Annotated in this window: 14 protein-coding genes; 7 read left to right on the top strand and 7 right to left on the bottom strand. The window is 70.4% G+C overall.

Annotated elements, in window-relative coordinates:
* Positions 1-22: 22 nt before the first annotated feature.
* Positions 23-2,239, bottom strand: coding sequence for a thiamine pyrophosphate-dependent enzyme (locus AB0J58_RS14680; RefSeq protein WP_364215097.1), 2,217 nt, complete (start codon positions 2,237-2,239; stop codon positions 23-25).
* A gap of 255 nt (positions 2,240-2,494) precedes the next feature.
* On the opposite strand from AB0J58_RS14680, the gene AB0J58_RS14675 reads away from it, so the two are divergent.
* On the top strand, positions 2,495-3,364 hold the full coding sequence (locus AB0J58_RS14675; RefSeq protein ID WP_364215094.1) for a universal stress protein: 870 nt from the start codon (positions 2,495-2,497) through the stop codon (positions 3,362-3,364).
* Between the two features lie 6 nt (positions 3,365-3,370).
* Here the strand turns inward: AB0J58_RS14675 and AB0J58_RS14670 are convergent, their stop codons facing one another.
* A complete protein-coding gene (locus AB0J58_RS14670) occupies positions 3,371-3,958 on the bottom strand; it encodes a TetR/AcrR family transcriptional regulator (protein WP_364215148.1) in 588 nt (195 codons plus the stop codon).
* A 101-nt stretch (positions 3,959-4,059) separates the two neighbouring features.
* On the opposite strand from AB0J58_RS14670, the gene AB0J58_RS14665 reads away from it, so the two are divergent.
* From AB0J58_RS14665 to AB0J58_RS14650, 4 genes are read left to right on the top strand one after another with little or no spacing between them, the layout of a single operon-like run.
* On the top strand, positions 4,060-5,628 hold the full coding sequence (locus AB0J58_RS14665) for a carboxyl transferase domain-containing protein (protein WP_343963176.1): 1,569 nt from the start codon (positions 4,060-4,062) through the stop codon (positions 5,626-5,628).
* Positions 5,629-5,636: 8 nt separating this feature from the next.
* Positions 5,637-7,655 carry a biotin carboxylase N-terminal domain-containing protein gene (locus tag AB0J58_RS14660; protein ID WP_364215091.1) on the top strand — a complete coding sequence of 673 codons (2,019 nt, stop codon included), beginning with the start codon at positions 5,637-5,639 and terminating at the stop codon, positions 7,653-7,655.
* A 37-nt stretch (positions 7,656-7,692) separates the two neighbouring features.
* Positions 7,693-8,640 (top strand): hydroxymethylglutaryl-CoA lyase, encoded by a 948-nt coding sequence (locus tag AB0J58_RS14655; RefSeq protein WP_343963173.1) that lies wholly within the window; start codon positions 7,693-7,695, stop codon positions 8,638-8,640.
* Positions 8,637-9,800, top strand: coding sequence for an acyl-CoA dehydrogenase family protein (locus AB0J58_RS14650; protein WP_343963171.1), 1,164 nt, complete (start codon positions 8,637-8,639; stop codon positions 9,798-9,800). The genes AB0J58_RS14655 and AB0J58_RS14650 overlap by 4 nt, the downstream gene beginning before the upstream one ends.
* A gap of 93 nt (positions 9,801-9,893) precedes the next feature.
* On the opposite strand, the gene AB0J58_RS14645 is transcribed toward AB0J58_RS14650, so the two are convergent.
* From AB0J58_RS14645 to mppP, 5 genes are all read right to left on the bottom strand, one after another.
* Complete coding sequence (locus tag AB0J58_RS14645; protein ID WP_364215088.1) at positions 9,894-10,817, bottom strand: hypothetical protein; 924 nt, start codon at positions 10,815-10,817, stop codon at positions 9,894-9,896.
* Positions 10,818-11,836: 1,019 nt separating this feature from the next.
* Positions 11,837-12,286 (bottom strand): helix-turn-helix domain-containing protein, encoded by a 450-nt coding sequence (locus tag AB0J58_RS14640; RefSeq protein ID WP_364215085.1) that lies wholly within the window; start codon positions 12,284-12,286, stop codon positions 11,837-11,839.
* A gap of 187 nt (positions 12,287-12,473) precedes the next feature.
* On the bottom strand, positions 12,474-13,304 hold the full coding sequence (gene mppR, locus AB0J58_RS14635; protein WP_364215082.1) for an enduracididine biosynthesis enzyme MppR: 831 nt from the start codon (positions 13,302-13,304) through the stop codon (positions 12,474-12,476).
* Between the two features lie 3 nt (positions 13,305-13,307).
* Positions 13,308-14,534 (bottom strand): aminotransferase class I/II-fold pyridoxal phosphate-dependent enzyme, encoded by a 1,227-nt coding sequence (locus AB0J58_RS14630; protein ID WP_364215079.1) that lies wholly within the window; start codon positions 14,532-14,534, stop codon positions 13,308-13,310.
* On the bottom strand, positions 14,531-15,679 hold the full coding sequence (gene mppP, locus AB0J58_RS14625) for an enduracididine biosynthesis enzyme MppP (protein ID WP_364215076.1): 1,149 nt from the start codon (positions 15,677-15,679) through the stop codon (positions 14,531-14,533). The genes AB0J58_RS14630 and mppP overlap by 4 nt, the downstream gene beginning before the upstream one ends.
* Before the next feature lie 504 nt (positions 15,680-16,183).
* Between mppP and AB0J58_RS14620 the strand changes: the two genes are divergently transcribed.
* A complete protein-coding gene (locus tag AB0J58_RS14620; RefSeq protein WP_364215073.1) occupies positions 16,184-17,599 on the top strand; it encodes a glycosyltransferase family 39 protein in 1,416 nt (471 codons plus the stop codon).
* Positions 17,600-17,810: 211 nt separating this feature from the next.
* The coding region (locus AB0J58_RS14615; RefSeq protein WP_364215070.1) for an MAB_1171c family putative transporter at positions 17,811-18,727 on the top strand (917 nt) is incomplete at its 3' end.

Raw genomic sequence — 18,727 nt, 5'->3', positions numbered from 1 at the left:
CCGGGATTTCGGTCCGGCGGAATCAGCTGAGCAGTTTGCGGGCGGCGGCCTCGATCTCGGCCTCGGAGAGCAGCACGTGCCTGGCCGCCTCGCCCAGCGGGATGAAGCTGTCGGAGGAGGTCACCCGGGCGATCCTGCCGGTGAAACCCGCGTCGATCAGCTCGGTGACGATGCTCTCCGAGACCCCGCCGGTACGGCGGGTCTCGTCGGCGATGAGCACCCTCCCGGTCAGTTCGGCGGCCCGCATCAGATCCTCCACCGGCAGGGGGGAGAGCCAGCGCAGGTCGAGCACCCGGCAGCTGTGCCCCTCGGCGGTGAGCCTGACCGCGGCGCGCAGGCTCATCCGCAGGCCGTTGCCGAAGGTCACGATCGTCAGGTCGCGGCCGTCGCCGTAACTGCGGGCGCGCCCGATCGGGATGTGCGTCTCCGCCCAGCGGGCCGGGGGCGCGTACGGGGAGAGCCAGCCGTTGTCGCCCTCCTCGAACATGTCGCGGGTGCCGTACAGCGCGATGGGCTCAAGGAAGACACAGACGCTGCCGTCGGTGCGCGCGGCGGCCAGGCAGGTGCGCAGCATCGAGGCGGCGTCGTCGGGACGCGCGGGGGAGGCCACGACCAGGCCGGGGATGTCGCGCAGCGCGGCGACGGAGTTGTCGTTGTGGAAGTGGCCGCCGAAGCCCTTCTGGTAGGCGTAGGAGGCGACGCGCAGCACCATCGGGTTGCGGAAGGCGCCTCGGGAGAAGAACTGGAGCGTCGCGGCCTCGCCGCGGATCTGGTCCAGGGCGTTGTGCAGGTAGGCCAGGTACTGGATCTCGGGCACCGGCAGCAGGCCGGAGACCCCCGAGCCGAGTGCCAGGCCGAGCACCGCCTGCTCGTCGAGGTGGGTGTCGAAGACCCGGCCGAGACCGAAACGTTTCTGCAGGCCGCGGGTGACGCCGTAGACGCCGCCCTTGCGCGCCACGTCCTCGCCGAAGACCAGCACGTCGGGGTGGGCGGCCAGGGCGTCGGTGAGGGTGCGGTTGATGGCCTGGGAGAGGGTCAGCGGCCCCTCCTGCTCGGGGAGCCTGCTGCCGAAGGCCCTCGCCCTGGCCTCGGGAACCGCGACGTTCCTGCTGGCCGAGGCGACGGCGGTGGGGGTGCGCGGGGCCAGCGGTTCGACGATGTCGAGGGCGGAGACCAGCCGGGGCCGCCGTGAGCTCTCCATGGCCATCTTGAACAGGTGCTCGCGCGTCGTCTCGTAGCGGAGCAGCAGCTCGTCGGGGGTGATCAGACCGGCCTCGACGAGCAGTCTGGCGGTCGCGACGAGCGGATCGCGCGCGAGGTCGGCGTCGATCTCCCGTTTGGTCCGGTAGGAGAGCTCCACGTCCGAGCCCGCGTGGCCCATCAGCCGGACGGTGCCGACGCGCAGCAGGGCCGGGGCGCGGTTCGAACGGACGTGGTCGGCGGCGGCCAGTGCCACGTCGTGGACGTCGGCCAGGTCGCAGCCGTCGGCCTCGAAGTACCTCAACAGCGGGTGGTGGGCGGCCTTGACCCAGCCCTCGGGGGTGCGCACGCTGATGCCCAGGCCGTTGTCCTCGCAGACGAACAGGATCGGCAGCGCCAGTTTCCGGTAGGAGCCGTAGGCGGCGGTGTTGAGTCCCGACAGGGCGCTGGCGTGGTTCGTCGAGGCGTCGCCGAAGCTGCACATCGCGATCGCGTCGGCCGGCCACGGCCCCGGCAGGCCGAACTGGCGGGTGCGCTCGATGGCGAAGGCCACACCCACCGCGCGCGGCAGGTGGCTGGCGATCGTGGAGGTCTGCGGGATCACCGCCAGGTCGGGATGGCCGAAGACCTTGTGCCGCCCGCCGGCCATCGGTTCCTCGGCCGAGGCGGTCAGGCCGAGCAGCACGTCGCGCATCCCCTCCTCGGGCAGCCGTCCCGCCATCGCCGACCGGGTCAGGTAGAAGGCGCCGGACCGGTAGTGCAGGAGGGCGGGGTCGGTGACGCGCAGCGCGGCGGCGATCGCGGCGTTGCCCTCGTGTCCGGCCGAGCCGATGGTGTAGAAGCCCTGCCCCTGCTCGCGAAGCCAGCGGGCGGTGACGTCCAGCAGCCTGCTGCCCAGCTGGAACTCGAACAGCTCGCGGCAGCGGGCCCCGGTCAGGGTCGTGCCCTCCCGTACGGGAAGGCCGGGATCGCGCGGCGCCCCGGGAGAGAGGGCGGCCACGGTCTCGGTGAAGTGGGTCTCAACAGTGTCGCGCGCCACAGCCCGATTATGTCCTCCCCGGCGGACGCCGTCCTCAACCTTGACATCTTTGGTGCGGCGGGGTCATGGATCGGCCTCATTCAACAATTTTCCATGACGGGTTGTCAGAATTTACCGCTGATTATCGGAAACAATGGTCAAGGGGGTGCCTTTGCCGGTGCGAGCCGGAAAACGAGGCAAGACTTGTGAATGGTCGCCTTACCGAGCGTGCGGATCAGTGAAGTATGGAAGGAGTGACGCGGGAGGGGAGCCGCAATGCTGGTACAGGACGACGAGCGGCCGGTGGTGGTCGGATACGACGACTCCGTGGAGAGCCGGCGGGCACTGCGCTGGGCCCTTGAGGAGGCCCGCCTCAGGTTCCTCCCGTTGCTGATCTGTCACGCCTGGCAGTGGCCCTACCCGATGCTCTCCGTCACCCATGAGACCACCGCGGTCATCCGGCGCATGGGCTCGCACATCCTGGAGAGGGGGCTGGCCCTGGCGCACGATCTGGCCCCCAGGGCGCAGGTGCGCGGCCAGCTGGTGGAGGGGTCGCCGGGGGCGGCCCTGGTGGGCGTGTCGAATACGGCCGAGCTGGTCGTGATCGGCCCGCGCGGCTCCGGTGGTTTCGACGAGCTGAAGATCGGCTCGACGACGGTCCAGGTCGCCTCGCACGCCCGCTGCCCGGTGGCCGTCGTCAGGCAGCCGGGCCACCTCCGCACCGACCGTGTCGCGATCGCCGTGGAGGACGCGCACCTGGAGTCGGCGGAGCTCGGTCTGGCCTTCGAGGAGGCGGCGCTGCGCAGGGCGACGCTGCTGGTGATCTGCCTCTGCCCCGAGGGCACCGACGACATCCGGTCGGTGGCGGTCCGCTTCAACACCAACGTCGCGCTGTGGGAGGAGAGGTATGCGCAGTTGGAGGTGGAGACCATGATCGAGACGAGATCCCACGTCGAGGTGCTCCGTCACGCGGCCGACCGCTCGGACCTGATGGTGGTGGCCGACCGGGAGAACGACGACCCGCCGGGCCTCGCCATCGGCCCGGCCTGCCAGATGCTGCTGCGCGAGGCGCCGTGCACGGTCATGGTGCACCCCTCGCAGGCGTGGCTCACCTCCCCGCGCAAGGGTGCTCACATCATGAGTTAGTGATTGCTAACCTTGAGGGGCGGCCAGCGCCGCGCGGGCCATGCCGCGCAGCAGTTCGGCCATCGCTGCGGGCGGTAGTTCCCCGGCGCTGTGCGGGGTGGAGTTGAGCAGCCCGAAGACGGCGTGGGTCGCGGCGCGCAGCTCGGCCTGGGAGCGGCCCGGGTAGAGCTCGCTCAGCACGGTGACCCACTCCTCGACGTACAGTCTCTGCAGCCTGCGGATCCGTCGCCGGGCGGGCTCGGGTACGTTGTCCAGCTCCCTGTCGTGCACCGTGATCAGTGCCGGGTGGTTCAGCGCGAATTCGATCTGGCAGCTGAGCAGGGCGTTCAGGGCCTGCTCGGCGCCGGCCGCCTCGGTCACACGGCGGGTGCCCGAGGCGTGCAGGCGCTCGCTGACGTCCAGCAGCATCTCGGAGAGCAGGGCCTCCTTGCCGCTGAAATGCCGGTAGAGGGCCGGGCCCGAGGTGCCGACCGCGCCGCCGATGTCCTCGATCGAGACACCGTGGAAGCCGCGCGCCGCGAACAGTCTCGCCGCGGCGTCCAGGATCTCGGCGCGCCGCGAACCGCGATTGCGGGTAGCGGGCTGGGCAGTCATCACCTTCCGTATGGTAGACGGTAACGTTAATAATGACTAACATCTGCGGTGAGTTAGTGATCGTTAACCCAGCGGCGACGGAGCCGGACAGGAGGGCCCGCATGAGTGGCTGGCCGGTGCTGCGAAGCACCTGCGACCCGGGTGGCGAGGGTTTCAAGCGCAATGCCGAGGTCAATGAGCGGCTGGTCGCCGACCTCGGTGAACGCGTCGCGGCCGCGAGGCTGGGAGGTCCGGAGAAGTCGCGCGCCAGACACGTCTCCCGGGGCAAGCTGCTGCCCCGCGACCGCGTCGACTCCCTCCTCGACCCCGGCTCGCGCTTCCTGGAGCTCTCCCAGCTGGCCGCGGGAGGGATGTACGGGGACGAGGCGCCCGCCGCCGGGATCATCACCGGGGTGGGCCGTGTCTCCGGCCGCGAGTGCGTGATCGTCGCCAACGACGCCACCGTCAAGGGCGGCACCTACTACCCGATCACCGTCAAGAAACACCTGCGGGCCCAGGAGGTCGCCCTCCACAACAACCTGCCCTGTGTCTACCTCGTCGACTCCGGGGGCGCGTTCCTGCCCAAGCAGGACGAGGTCTTCCCGGACCGCGAGCACTTCGGCCGGATCTTCTACAACCAGGCCACCATGTCGGCGCGCGGCATCCCGCAGATCGCCGCGGTCCTCGGCTCCTGCACGGCGGGCGGCGCCTACGTCCCGGCGATGAGCGACGAGGCGGTGATCGTCCGCAACCAGGGCACGATCTTCCTCGGTGGCCCGCCGCTGGTGAAGGCGGCCACCGGTGAGGAGGTCAGCGCCGAGGACCTGGGCGGCGGCGACCTGCACGCCCGGGTCAGCGGCGTCACCGACCACCTGGCCGACGACGACCGCCACGCGCTGAGGATCGTCCGGGACATCGTCTCCACCCTCGCGCCGCGCACGCCCTCCCCGTGGGAGCGCCTGCCGTCGGAGGAGCCGGTCTGCGACCCCCGCGACCTGTACGGCATCGTCCCCGCCGACACCCGCACCCCGTACGACGTGCGTGAGATCATCGCCCGCATCGTCGACGGCAGCAGGTTCGGCGAGTTCAAGGCCGAGTACGGCAGCACGCTCGTCACCGGGTTCGCCCGCATCCACGGCCACCCTGTCGGGATCATCGCCAACAACGGCATCCTGTTCGGCGAGTCGGCGCTCAAGGGCGCCCATTTCATCGAACTGTGCGACCGGCGCAACACCCCGCTGGTCTTCCTGCAGAACATCAGCGGGTTCATGGTCGGCCGGGCCTACGAGGCGGGCGGCATCGCCAAGCACGGCGCGAAGATGGTCACCGCCGTCGCCTGCGCCCGGGTGCCCAAGTTCACCGTGGTCGTCGGCGGCTCGTTCGGGGCCGGAAACTACGCGATGGCCGGGCGCGCCTACTCGCCCCGGTTCCTGTGGATGTGGCCCGGAGCCCGGATCTCGGTGATGGGCGGCGAGCAGGCCGCCAACGTCCTGTCCACGGTCGGCAACGCCGACCCCGACGCCATCCGCGGGCAGTACGAGGAGCAGGGCAACCCCTACTACTCCACGGCCCGCCTCTGGGACGACGGGGTCATCGATCCCCTCGACACCCGAACCGTCCTGGGCCTGGCCCTGTCAGCCTCGGCCAATGCCCCCCTCGACCCTGTCGGCTACGGCGTCTTCCGGATGTGACCGCACCCATGACCCACCCATCAGCACCCCGCCGGATGTTCGACACCGTCCTCGTCGCCAACCGCGGCGAGATCGCCCTGCGGATCACCCGCACGCTCAGCAGGCTGGGCATCCGTTCCGTGGCCGTGCACAGCGACGCCGACGCCGGGGCGCGGCACGTCCGCGAGGCCGATGTCGCGGTACGCCTCGCCGGTGGCTACCTCGACGTCGACGGCATCCTCGCCGCCGCGGCGGCGACCGGAGCCCAGGCCGTGCACCCCGGTTACGGCTTCCTCGCCGAGAACGCCGCCTTCGCCCGGCGCTGTGCCGAGGCCGGCCTCGTCTTCGTCGGCCCGCCGCCGGAGGCCGTCGAGGCAATGGGCGACAAGATCCGTGCCAAGGCCACCGTCTCCGCGGCCGGCGTCCCCGTCGTTCCCGGCGGAGCCGAACCGGGCGACGACCTGGCCGAGGCCGCCGAGCGGATCGGCTTCCCCGCGCTGATCAAGCCCTCGGCGGGCGGCGGGGGCAAGGGCATGGTGCTCGTGCGCTCCGCGGCGGAGCTGCCGGAGGCGCTGGCGTCCGCCCGCCGCACGGCCGCCGCCGCGTTCGGTGACGCGACCCTGCTGATCGAGCGGTTCGTGGAGAACCCCCGGCACATCGAGATCCAGGTGATGGCCGACGCCCACGGCGGCGTCATCCACCTGGGCGAGCGCGAGTGCAGCCTGCAGCGCCGCCACCAGAAGATCGTCGAGGAGGCGCCCTCCCCGCTTCTCGACGCCGCGACCAGGGCCGCGATGGGCGCCGCGGCGGTCGAGGCCGCCAGGTCCGTCGGCTACACCGGCGCCGGCACCGTGGAGTTCATCGTCCAGGGCGCAACCGGCGACTACTACTTCATGGAGATGAACACCCGCCTGCAGGTGGAGCACCCCGTCACCGAGCTGGTCACCGGCCTGGACCTGGTCGAGCTCCAGCTCAGGGTCGCCGCCGGCGAGCCCCTCCCGCTCACCCAGGAGCAGGTGCGGCTCGACGGTCACGCCGTCGAGGCCCGGGTCTACGCGGAAGATCCCTTCCGGGGCTTCCTGCCTACCGGAGGCCGGGTCCTCGCACTGCGCGAGCCGCCCGGCGTGCGGGTCGACTCCGGCCTGCTGGCCGGGGGCGTGGTCGGCAGCGACTACGACCCGATGCTGTCGAAGGTCATCGCCTGGGGACCGGACCGGGTGAGCGCCCTGCGGCGGCTCGACGGGGCGCTCGCGGCCACCGCCGTGCTCGGGGTGCCCACCAACATCTCCTTCCTGCGCGCCCTGGTCGGCCATCCCGCGGTGGTCGCGGGAGACCTCGACACCGGCCTCGTCGAGCGCCACCTCGACGAGCTGGTCTCCCGTGAGGGCGTCCCCGACGACGTGCTGACCGCCGCGGCCCTGGTCCTGCACCGCGAGCACGTCCCCGCGGGACACGCCGACCCGTGGGACGTCCCCGACGGCTGGCGACTGGGCGAGGCGGCGTGGACCGTCTACCGGCTGGAGAGCCGCGACGGGGTCCACGAGCTCAGGGTGCGCGGCCTGCCCGCCTCCGGCGCCGAGGTCCTGCTCTCCGGCGTCCCCTCCGGTGACGGCGACGGCGCAGGGGCCGGCGCCGAGACGGTACGGGCGCTGCTGGCCGACGAGGGCGACGACCTGCTCGTCACCCTCGGCGAGACCGCGAGGCGCTACGCCGTCGCCAGGGACGGCGACACGGTGTGGCTCGGCCGCGACGGCGACGCCTGGGCGTTCACCCACCGGCACCTGGGTGACCCCGGCGACCGGGCGGGCACGGGTGGTCCGGGGGACGGCCTGGTCCGCAGCCCGATGCCGGGCACCGTTCTGCTGGTGAAGGTGGCCGCCGGTGACCGGGTCACCGAGGGACAGCCGCTGCTCATCGTGGAGGCGATGAAGATGGAGCACACCGTGACCGCGCCGATCGACGGGGTCGTCGCCGAGCTGCGGGTCCGGACGGGCCAGGCGGTCGGCATGGACGCCGTGCTGGCCGTGGTCGGCGGACAGGAGCGGTGATGCACGCCGTACCGGGACGTCGGAGGGACGAGGGGGCATGATGCGCGAGCCGCAGCGGATCGGGGCGGAGGGACTGCCCGAGCGGGTCACGATCTACGAGGTCGGGCCGCGCGACGGGCTGCAGAACGAGGCGGCGGTGGTCCCCGCCCGGGTCAAGGCCGAGTTCATCGCCCGGCTGGCCGCCGCGGGACACCGGGTGATCGAGGCCACCAGCTTCGTGCACCCCAAGTGGGTGCCGCAGCTCGCCGACGCCTCGGAGTTGCTGACGGCCATGGAGCGGGTCCCCGGTGTGCGCTACCCGGTGCTCGTGCCCAACGAGCGCGGCCTGGATCGCGCGCTCGAACACGGCGTCGAGGAGATCGCGGTCTTCGCGAGCGCCACCGAGACGTTCGCGGGCCGGAACCTCAACCGGACGCTGGAGTCGCAGTTCGACATGTTCGAGCCGGTGGTCGCACGGGCGCTGGCGCACGGGCTGAAGGTCAGGGCGTACGTGTCGATGTGCTTCGGCGACCCCTGGGAGGGCCCGACGCCGATCGCCCAGGTCGTCTCCGTCGGGCGCAGACTGCTCGACCTGGGCTGCTTCGAGCTGTCGCTCGGTGACACCATCGGGGTCGGCACCGCCGGTCACGTCGCCGCGCTGATCGAGGCCTTCGGCGACCCTTCCCGGCTCGCGGTCCACTTCCACGACACCTACGGCCAGGCGCTGGCCAACACCCTCACCGCGCTGCGGGAGGGCGTGACCGTGGTCGACGCCTCCACCGGAGGCATCGGCGGCTGCCCGTACGCCGAGAGCGCCACCGGCAATCTCGCCACCGAGGACCTGGTCTGGATGCTGCACGGTCTCGGCGTCGAGACCGGCCTTGATCTTCCGTCGCTGGTGGAGACCAGCACCTGGCTGGCCGGCAGGCTCGGCCGCCCCAGCCCGTCGCGGGTCGTCCAGGCCCTGGCCGGGAGCCCGTCCCGCACCCCCGTGGAGAAGGAGTGACCATGCCCAAGCTGACCGACGAGTACGAGGAACTACGCAAGACCGTCGAGGCGTTCGCCCGCGACGTGGTGGCCCCGGTGATCGGCGACCTCTACGAGCGCGAGGAGTTCCCCTACGACATCGTGCGGCAGATGGGCGCGATGGGCCTGTTCGGGCTGCCGATCTCCGAGGAGTACGGCGGTATGGGCGGCGACTACTTCGCGCTCTGCCTGGCCCTGGAGGAACTGGCCAGGGTCGACTCCAGCGTGTCGATCACCGTCGAGGCCGCGGTGTCGCTGGGCGCCATGCCGATCTACCGGTTCGGCACGGCCGAGCAGCGCGCCGAGTGGCTGCCCAGGCTGACGTCGGGCGAGATGCTGGGCGCCTTCGGTCTCACCGAGCCGGGCGGCGGCTCCGACGTGCCGGGCGGCATGCGCACCACGGCGGTGCTGGACGGCGACGAGTGGGTGATCAACGGCACGAAGGCGTTCATCACCAACTCGGGCACCGACATCACCGGTGTCATCGGGGTGGCCGCGATCACCGGCGAGCGGGCCGACGGCAAGAAGGAGATCTCCACGATCCTGGTGCCGGCGGGCACCCCGGGCCTCACCGTCGCCAGGAAGTACTCCAAGGTGGGCTGGAACTGCTCCGACACCCGCGGGCTCTCCTTCGACGACTGCAGGGTCCCGGCGCGGAACCTGCTCGGCGAGCGTGGGCGCGGCTACGCGCAGTTCCTGCAGACCCTCGACGAGGGCCGCATCGCCATCGCCGCCCTCTCCACCGGGCTGGCCCAGGGCTGCGTGGACGAGTCGCTGCGCTACGTCCGCGAGCGCCGGGCGTTCGGCCACCCCATCGGCCACTACCAGGCCATCCAGTTCAAGATCGCTGATATGGAGGTGCGCACCCACACCGCCCGCCTGGCCTACCACCACGCCGCGGAGAAGATGCTCGCGGGGGAGCCGTTCAAGAAGGAGGCGGCCATCGCCAAGCTCGTCGCCGGCGACGCCGCCATGGACAACGCCCGCGACGCCACCCAGATCTTCGGCGGCTACGGGTTCATGAACGAATACCCGGTCGGCCGCTTCTACCGCGACGCCAAGATCCTGGAGATCGGTGAGGGCACCAGCGAGGTCCAGCGCATGCTGATCGCCCGGGAACTGGGACTCGGCGACCTCTGAGTGCCGGAAGGCGGCGGGCCCGGTCGCGGGTGAGGGACCGGGCCCGCTTCGACAAAGCCGGACGGGTTGATGATCGCCCAGGACTGAGGCGACTCAGTCCACACGGGTGAAGGTGATGTCGAGCTCCGCCACCACGCGCTCGCCCACCTCGGCCCAGCAGCGGAAGCGATGGTCAGCGCCCTCGCGGGTACGGCGGTGCGCGCTGAACCTCACCGTTTGCCCCGCGTAGGCGAGGCTATGCGCTACCAGGCGTACGCCCTTCGTCACGCAGCGAGCCGATGGCGCACCCTCCAGCCGGCGCAGCAGTGTGGTGGCCACTCGCGTCATGCCACCGGCGACAACGGCCACCGGCATCGCCGGGTGCAGGGCGAAGTGGCCCTTGCACATGTCCGCTGTCACCGGGCCCAGTGTGGCACTGAGGCATTCGCCGTCCGGGTGCCAGTCACGCAGTGCCAGGGGCTTGCCGTACGGGTTCTGCCGCAGCTCGGCCCACTCCTCGGGCGTGCGCCGGACTCCGTCGTCGAGGCGCGGCTCGCGACGCATGTCCACACGCGCCTTGGCGAACAGACGCGTGAAGGTGGCGGCCGGCAGCACGTCGTAGTCCACCTCCAAGCGCATCAGTGGAGTGCCGTCGGGCGAGGACAGCAGCGTGTGCGCTTTGGCGGTGCGCTCGCCGGTGTGCTCCGCCTGCGCCGAGCCCCGGAGCAACTCCGAGGCGCGCGCCTGCGGCTCCGGGGTCAGCCACTGTCCGCGGGCGCCCGTTGCCAGGTAGAAGTGCTGGCCCTCCCGAGGCGCCACCACGGCCGCGGCGCATGAGCCAAGAATCGCCAGGTGGCGGCCCGCTTCGGCAATGCCGATGCAGCCGGCCTCCATGTCCGGGTCCTGTTGCACGGGCACCCCGGCGGCCACCTCGCCCTGCCGCATCACCGTGACGTCCTTGAGGGCGAAGTAGGGATCTCTCACGCAGATGCGTGAGTAGAGCTCGGATGCCGTCAGTACCGTATGCGGCTCCAGCACGGACAGGTCCCGGGCGGGCCCAGGGGTCACAGAAAAGGCGGCAGGAGCGGCGGGCGTACCGGATGTGGAAGCCGACCTCGTTTCGGAATGCCGCGCCGAAGAGCCTTGGTCGGTAACTTCCGTATTCCCTGACAACGGAAACCTCTTCTTTGTTATAAAATTTGGAAAAAATATGCAACTCTACATAATTTTCGACCGACGTCGTTCCTGAATCGACGCAGAACTGAAGTGACTCTTCACGTCTTGGTGGATTCCGCGGTCGACCGGTTGCTCGACATCGTTGGACTCGGCTGCGCGGAGCGATATGAGATGTCTCCGACCTGGTGAAACACCAGGAAGGTCGAGAGTGCGCGCTCAACGGATCGTCGCGGAGCGTTATGAGGTGAGGGCGATTTCCGAACTCCGGTCAGGCCCTGGAACGGTATGACCGGAGTGCGCTCGCCGGCATGTCCTTCAAGCGGGGTTCGTTCCTGAAGAAGACGGGCAGTTACCGCCGGTGTTCCTTCATCGGGTGTAGTGGCCGGTTGTCCCCGCGGTCGTTTACCACGGGTGGGTGTCGGGGCACTCGAGGAACAGGTTGGTGCCGGTCCGTGGTTCTAGGATCTTGCTGGTCCTGATGGTGACGATCGGCGGCCGAGGCCGGGAGCGCAGGGACGAGGAACCCACCGGCCGGGGCGGCGGCGACCGCCACACCGATGATTCCGCGTGTTCTCATGACTTTCTCCTTCACTTCCTTGCCCGAGGGCGGGGAAGGTCGTGCCGGAACAGCGCGAGCGGGCGAGACCGCAGATTTCCGCGCCGTCGTATCCGGCCACCATGATTTCTCCCTCAGGAGATCTCCCGGAGAAGTCTTCTCACACGATCTTGGGTGCGACTTAAACTTTACTTGGACACCGGTCCGAACAGGTCGGTGCGTCGTCGACCGCCCGGCGGGAGCGGTGCGGGATGCCGGAGGATGAGCGGGCGAAGACGAGGGTGGCGTCCGCGGGCCTGTCCGCCTCCGCGAGGAGGGCGGGCGCTCACGACTTCTCCGTGGTGTCGGGCAGTCCTTCCAACTCGCGTACCCGCTCGATCATCTCGGTGATGGCGTTCAGGCTCCTGGGGGAGAGACCGGCCGCGCGCAGCGCGAGCTGCCGGACGTGCGTGTCCCGGATGGCGGTCAGCAGCGCGAGTTCGGCGTCGATCCGCTCGGCGGCCGTGTCGTCGAAGAAGTAGGCCGGAGGAACGCCGAAGAATCCCGCCAGGGCTTCGAGATGTCGTTTGGTCGGGTTGTCGCGGATGCCTTTTCGCAGCTGCCAGATGTAGGTGGCCGATATGGTCGGGCCGCCGGCCGCGCGAAGCGCCTCGGCGACCTCCTCGAAGCTGTACTCGCCGCCGTCGCGCGGGTGGACCGTGTGGAAGAGATGGTTCAGCTTCGCCGCGAGGGTTCGCCGGGTGTCCGGCGAGTCGGTCGGCGAGGTGTCTGGCATGTGTCCTTCCCACGCGGACCGGCCTGGGCAGGCTCGGGTCGCAGCTCGAAGGATACCAGGGCGTCAACTGGGATGGATAGCGGTGTGTATATGGGCCAACAACAGTTTGTTGTTCTGGTGGATCGGTTGCCGAGAGGTCCGCCGGGCGAACATCAGATGAAATATCTTGATTTTTCGCAGGGGGCCGTCACCTGTCGTCATCCGTCAGCGGCCGGCCGTGATGCAGCGTCTCCGCGTAGGAGAACACGTACCCCCTGCCCACCTCGACGGGGGCCAGGCCGGCCAGGTCGGCGTCCGGCACGTCGAGGAGGCGCAGGTCGGCCGATCCCGTCCAGATGTCGGAGAACTCGATGTCGGTGACCTCCGAGACGACGAGGCGGTTCAGCGGCGCCTCCGACGGCACCCAGGAGGGGAACAGCCGGGTGTGCACCAGCGGGACCGTGTGCAGAAACGGCGGCCGGTCGATCCGGCCGTCCAGCGTGACGGTCGCCTCGGCGGTACGCCGTCCGTCCACGGACAGGACCCCGCCGAACCGTCCCCCGCCGGCCAGCCGGGGACCCGCGCGGCCGACCGCCACCGGCCGGATCTGGTGCACGGTGCCGAACTGCTTGGGCATGCCCTGGATCCAGCCGCGCATCAGCGGGACCGGGCTGTCCACCCAGGCGTACGGGCATCGCGCGAGATGCCGCCCCCGGTACCGGCAGGAGATCAGGATCAGGAACTCGGCGAACCGGCATCGCGCCGGGTCGGCCAGTTCGGCCCCGGACTCCGAGCACCACTGCCACTCGGCGAAGATCGCGGCGGCCTCGCCGGGGTCGGGTCCCGGTTCCAGTTCGGGCGGCAGGAACCGCGCGGCCGCGGCCGGGTCCACGCGATAGTCGACCATGATGACGTCGCCGGAGAAGTGCCAGGGCGGCGGGGTGACCATCGCCGAGCCCCCGGAGGGGGAGAGCGGCAGGGTGTAGCCGTGCGGACCCGCCGTCGGAGCGGAGGGGGTGGTCGTCTCGATCGATCGCATGCGTCAGGTCCGATCCGTGTGCGCCGGTAACGCGTTCCAGGCCGCGGCCAGCCGCTGGGCGGCGAGGGCCAGCCGAGAGGGGGAGTTGAAGCTGTAGGCCAGCCGGACGGCCGGCCGTGCCGTGCCGCCGAAGCGGGAGCCCGCGGCCACCTCGACCCCGGCACCGCTCGCCGCGCCGAGCAGGTCGGGCTCGCGCCGCCGGTGGCGGGCACGGAGCCAGACGAAGAAGCCGCCGTCCGGCCGGTCGAGCTCGAAACCGTCGTTCAGCTCGGCCAGCAGGGTGTCCACGAGCGTGTCACGCCTCTGCCGCAGCCGGGCTCGCAGCCAGTCCAGGTGACGGTCGTAGTCGCCGGCGCGCACCAGGGCGGCCACCGCGAGCGCGGCGGTGTGGTTCAGGCAGCCGCCGCTGCGGAACAGCCCGTGACCTGCGAGCCGGTCGACGGTCTCGGTCCCGGCGAGCAGCCAGCCCAGGCGCAGCCCGGGGGCGAGCGTCTTGGAGAAGGTGCGCAGCCGGATCACCCCGTGGTAGCCCGCGAGCCCCGCCATGGAGGGGGGAGCGGGGGTCTCGCCGAGATTCAGTTCGGCGTAGGCGTCGTCCTCCACGACCGGAGTCCCGTGGCCGGAGGCGACGGACAGCAGCTCATGTCGCCGCGCGACGGGGACGACCCGGCCGGTGGGGTTGTGGAAGGTGGGGTTCAGGTAGACGAACGCCGCCCGTTCCCCGGCCAGGGCCTCGCGCAACGCCCCCGGATCCATGCCCGCCGAGTCCGAGCGCACCTCGCGCAGCCGCATCCCGCAGTCGGTGAGGATCAGACGTCCCAGGTCGTAGCAGGTCTCCTCGACGAGGACCACGTCCCCCGGCTCCGCCAGGGTGGTGGCGAGCAGCTGAAGGGCCTGCGAGATGCCCGCGGTAACCAGCACGTTTCCTGGCTCGCAGGCGATGCCGTCCGCCTGGGCGGTCCGTTCCGCCAGTGCGGCGCGGAGGTCGAGCGCGCCGCGGTCGTCGCCGTAGCCGAGCGCGGCCGAGCCGTACTCCTCCAGTGCCCGCGCGTAGGCGGCTCCCAGCAGGTCGACCGGGAGCAGGCCGGGTTCGAGGTAGCCCGGCCCCAGGTCGAACACGCCGGGAGGGGGGAGCGACTGCACGACCCCCACCCGCCAGGAGCGCGCGTGCGACAGGGGTCCCGCGCTCTCCGCCGGAGTCACCGGGGCCGCGCCCGCGTCGGTTCTCAACGTGCGAGCAGTACGGAGCGCAGCGCCCGGGTCGCCTCCCTGAGGGGAGCGGCGGACCTGGCCAGGGCGATCCTGAGGGTGCTGTTCCCCTCGGGCGGGTTCGCCCAGTGGAACTTCTGGCAGGGCAGTACGTACACGTTGTGGTCCCGCAGGCCGGACCACACCTCCAGCGCCGACCGCGCGCCGACGTGCACCCGTTCCACGCTGGCCCTGCTGTGCGGATCGGGGAAGTGGATCCCCGGCACCCCGGCCAGCCCTTCCCGCACCACGGCGCGGTTCTCCGCCACGAAGCGGTGCAGGTCGGCGAGGCCGCCGTCCGCGGCGTCCTCGGAGAACCGCTGGACCAGCGCGAGCACCATCGGGGACACGCCCAGCAGGATGTCGGAGTAGATCTTGGCCACCGGCAGGCCGAGGTCGGCCGCGGTCACCAGCCAGCCGACCTTGAGGTCGAGCGTCGGCCACAGCTTGCCGGTGTCCTCGATGACGACCCAGCGGCACCCGCTGTCCCGCAGCACCCGGTAGTGGTCGTAGTGGCCGGCGGGGTCGAACCCGCGGAACGACGTGTCCAGCGCCAGGACCAGGTCGCGCTCCGCGCACTGACCGGCGAGCCTGCTCAGGCCCTCCTCGGACAGCACCCGGCCGGTCGGGTTGTTCGGTGTGGTGACGAAGACGCAGCCCACCGAGCCCAGGACGTCGTCGAGGTCGTCCTCCCCCAGCCGTTCCTCGGCCACCGGCACCAGGTCCAGCCCGACACCGCGGAGGATGTCCGGGATGTTGTCGAAAGTGGGGTGGATCAGCGCGACCGAGCTCATCGCGCCGGCCAGGGAGCGGGCGAGGATCTCCATGGCCACGGAGGAGGAGTAGCAGGCCAGCACACGGCCGTCGTCGCCCGGGTAGCTGTGCTGGCCGAGTAGCCCGAAGTACGCGCGATGGGCTTCCCGCTCCACCTCCTCGACCGGGAGTTCGGCGGCTTTGAGGAACAGGTTCGGCAGGTCGTCGATGATCCGGGCCTGCCCCGCGGTGAGCTCCTGGCGGGCGTGCGCGTCGGCGATGTTCAGCGGGCTGTTCAGGGCCAGATATTCGAACTGGGTGAGATTACCGACATCCAGCCCTGGACCGGCGGGCACCGTTCGGGTTTCCTGCATTCCGTTCACCTCGCATGGGTGGTTCGGGAGTGTGGGGCAGCCGGGGACATCTGTTTTCCGGCACTCGAAAAATCCCTGTCGAATCCGGGATGACCGTTCGTGGACCACCGGTCGACCGGCTCCGCGGAATGCGGGTATCGATCACACAAAACGACAGGGGTGTTGAGGGAAAAATAATGCATGAAAAGAATGTTCGCAAGCACCTGGCCGCTCAATACGCGAGCTGCATATTTTCCCGAGGATTCAATGTCGTTGCCCGTCCGCGATGCCCCCGTCATGCTGTCACCAGCGGCTGTACTGTCGGCAGGATGATTCAGTGTGGAGCGCCTATTTTACGGATGAGAATGTCCGGCATGCCGTGGCGGGTCGTGGATCGAGAATGAGAGGTGCCCTTAAATGTCGACCGTTACGGCCATTCCAGATCCGGCCGCGGAAAAAAACGGGGCGGCGATGTCGCCGCTCCGCCGGGGACCCCTCGCGGCTGTCTCCGGCGGAGCGGCCGCCGTGTTCCTGCTGCTTTCCGGAGGGCAGGGGTACTACGTCGACGAACTCTACTTCCGGGTGGCCGCGGGGCATCTCGACTGGGGATACGTGGACCAGCCGCCGCTGATCCCGTTGCTGGCCCGGGTGCAGATGGCGCTGTTCGGCGACAACCTGGTGGCGATCCGCGTCGTGCCGGCGCTGCTGGCCGGAGTGGCCGTGCTGGTCGCCGGGCACATCGCCCGCGAACTCGGCGGGGGCGGCCGAGCGCAGGTGCTCGCGGCGTGCGCGACGGCCGGCTCGCTGGCGTCGTTCGCCGCCGGGCACGTACTCCACCCCACCGCCGTGGACCACCTCGTCTGGGTGACCGCGTGCTGGCTGGTGATCCGTGTCATCCGTACCGGCGAGAAGAGGCTCTGGCCGGTCGTCGGCGCGGTGGTCGGGATCGGGCTGCTCGCGAAGTACCTCGTGGTGCTGCTGGTGATCTGCCTCGCGGCGGGATTGCTGGTCACCGGGCCCAGACGGGTGCTGCGCAGCGGGTATCTCCTGGCCGGCGCCGGGGTCGCCGCGCTGGTCGCCGCGCCCGGCCTGGTCTGGCAGGCGCTGAACGGCTGGCCCCAGTTCGCGATGGCCGGGAGCCTGTCCGAGCCGTTCGGGGTCGGAAGCGTGATCAACTTCTTCGTGGGACAGATACTGATGATCGGCCCGTTCCTCACCCCGGTGTGGGTCGTGGGACTGCTGGCCCTGCTGCGCCGGCCCGAATGGCGCGCCTACCGCTCGCTCGCCGTGGCCTATCCGGTCATGGTGGTGATCCTGCTCCTGGCCGGTGGCGCCCCCCGGTACACCGAGGGCCTGCTGACCGTGCTGCTGGTGGCGGGATGTGTCAGGGCCGCGACCTGGGCGGCGACGATCCCGCGCCGGATCTGGGTCGGGCTGGCGGTGGCGGGGAACGCGCTGCTGGCGATGGTGATGGTGATGCCGGTCCTTCCCGCCGCCGTGTACGCCCGCGATCCCGTGCTGGCGGCACTGGGTGAGGAGCAGTTCGGCCAGACGGGCTGGCAGGGCCTGGCGGGACAGGTGGCCGCGGTCTACCGGTCGCTGCCGGAGGCCGACCGGGCACGGGCCGTCGTCTACGGCCACAACTACGGCGAGGCGGGTGCCATCGCGCTGTACGGCCCCGGTCACGGACTGCCACGGGAGTACAGCGGCAACAATTCCTATGCTGATTTCGGTCGTCCGGCGGACGATAAAACGGTTGTCATAGCGGTCGGTGTGGACCGTGCCTCGTTCTCGAGGCTGTTCGGCCGGTGCGAGCTCGGCGGCACGCTCGATTTCGAGTTTCCCCATTTCGAGCAGGGGAAGGAGATCCTGGTGTGCCGCGACCCCCGTGAACCGTGGTCGCGGATATGGCCTGAACTGCGCTGGCTCGGTACATTCTGAGATCACGACCCGATTTCCGGCCTGCTAGGCTCGGCCGGGATATGACATGGAGACCTCACGGGGGTGGGTCAGTCGATGAAGACGTCGGTCCGCGGGCTCGAAGAGCCCGTGGACGTCACCGTTCTGGAATTCTGACCGTGATTCTCCGGGGGCGGAAATCATCCCCAGGGGGGCGCGGCCGGTCTGCTCTCGTCCTTTTTCGAGAATCACGATGACCCGTCCGGGGGCGAGTTTCAGGCGGCTGCGCCGCAGATGCGACGAGATACTGGGCGAACTCCCGCTGCCCATGCCGTTCGACGCCGGAAAGCTGTGCGACACGGTGGCCAGAAGGCGCAGCCGCACCATCCGGCTGGAGCCCATGAGGAGCCGGCGCGGCGTGATGGGGCTGTGGGTGGCCGTCGACGGCGCCGATCTGATCTTCTACGAGCAGGTGACCACACCACCGCACCAGGAACACATCATTCTCCACGAACTGAGCCATCTGCTGTGCGGGCACGACGTGACCGACCTGTCGGCCGCCGAGCAGGTGCGGCTGCTCATGCCCAGTCTGGACTCCGGGATGGTGCACAGGGTCCTGAGCCGCGACTCCTACTCGGTCGTCGAGGAACGGGAGGCGGAGTTGCTCGCCTCGCTCATCATGCGGCGATCCAGACGAATGCTCCCCCCGACCGGCGACGTCTCCGCTGGGATCGGGCAGAAGCTGATCGTCGCCGGCCTGGTCGCGGCCCTGGCGCACCACGTCAACAAGGCGATGCTGTCGGCCGCGGCCGTCTTGGGGGACGACCACGCCTGGCCGCTCGGTCACGCGCTGGACGCCGGGCTTGCCCTGGTCGCGTTGGCATGCGTCCCGCTGGGTGCCACCATGCCGGTGTGGGGGGCGTTCCTGCGGGTGCCCGCTCTGCTGGAGTGGTTCCGTCACTACCGCGTCTACACGGTGCTGCGCCCGCTCTGGGAAGATCTGTACCGGGCCAGCCCGCAGATCGCCCTGCTGCGGCCGCCGCACCGGTTGGCCGGCCTGCTGCCACCGCGCGACCTCGGCCTGCGCCTGTACCGGCGGGTCATCGAGATCCGGGACGGCCGGACGGTCATACGGCATCACCTGGACCCCGTTGTCGCGGCCGCGGCGCG

The sequence above is a fragment of the Streptosporangium sp. NPDC049644 genome, assembly GCF_040675205.1.
Lineage (GTDB): Bacteria > Actinomycetota > Actinomycetes > Streptosporangiales > Streptosporangiaceae > Streptosporangium > Streptosporangium fukuiense.
This window is presented reverse-complemented; position numbering and strand designations above follow the sequence as displayed.

Bases quoted from the DNA above. Each gene is read 5' to 3' on its own strand.
- AB0J58_RS14675 (WP_364215094.1), top strand. From the start codon at position 2,495: ATGCTGGTACAGGACGACGAGCGGCCGGTGGTGGTCGGATACGACGAC.
- AB0J58_RS14670 (WP_364215148.1), bottom strand. From the start codon at position 3,958: ATGACTGCCCAGCCCGCTACCCGCAATCGCGGTTCGCGGCGCGCCGAG.
- AB0J58_RS14665 (WP_343963176.1), top strand. From the start codon at position 4,060: ATGAGTGGCTGGCCGGTGCTGCGAAGCACCTGCGACCCGGGTGGCGAG.
- AB0J58_RS14660 (WP_364215091.1), top strand. From the start codon at position 5,637: ATGACCCACCCATCAGCACCCCGCCGGATGTTCGACACCGTCCTCGTC.
- AB0J58_RS14655 (WP_343963173.1), top strand. From the start codon at position 7,693: ATGATGCGCGAGCCGCAGCGGATCGGGGCGGAGGGACTGCCCGAGCGG.
- AB0J58_RS14640 (WP_364215085.1), bottom strand. From the start codon at position 12,286: ATGCCAGACACCTCGCCGACCGACTCGCCGGACACCCGGCGAACCCTC.
- mppR (WP_364215082.1), bottom strand. From the start codon at position 13,304: ATGCGATCGATCGAGACGACCACCCCCTCCGCTCCGACGGCGGGTCCG.
- mppP (WP_364215076.1), bottom strand. From the start codon at position 15,679: ATGCAGGAAACCCGAACGGTGCCCGCCGGTCCAGGGCTGGATGTCGGT.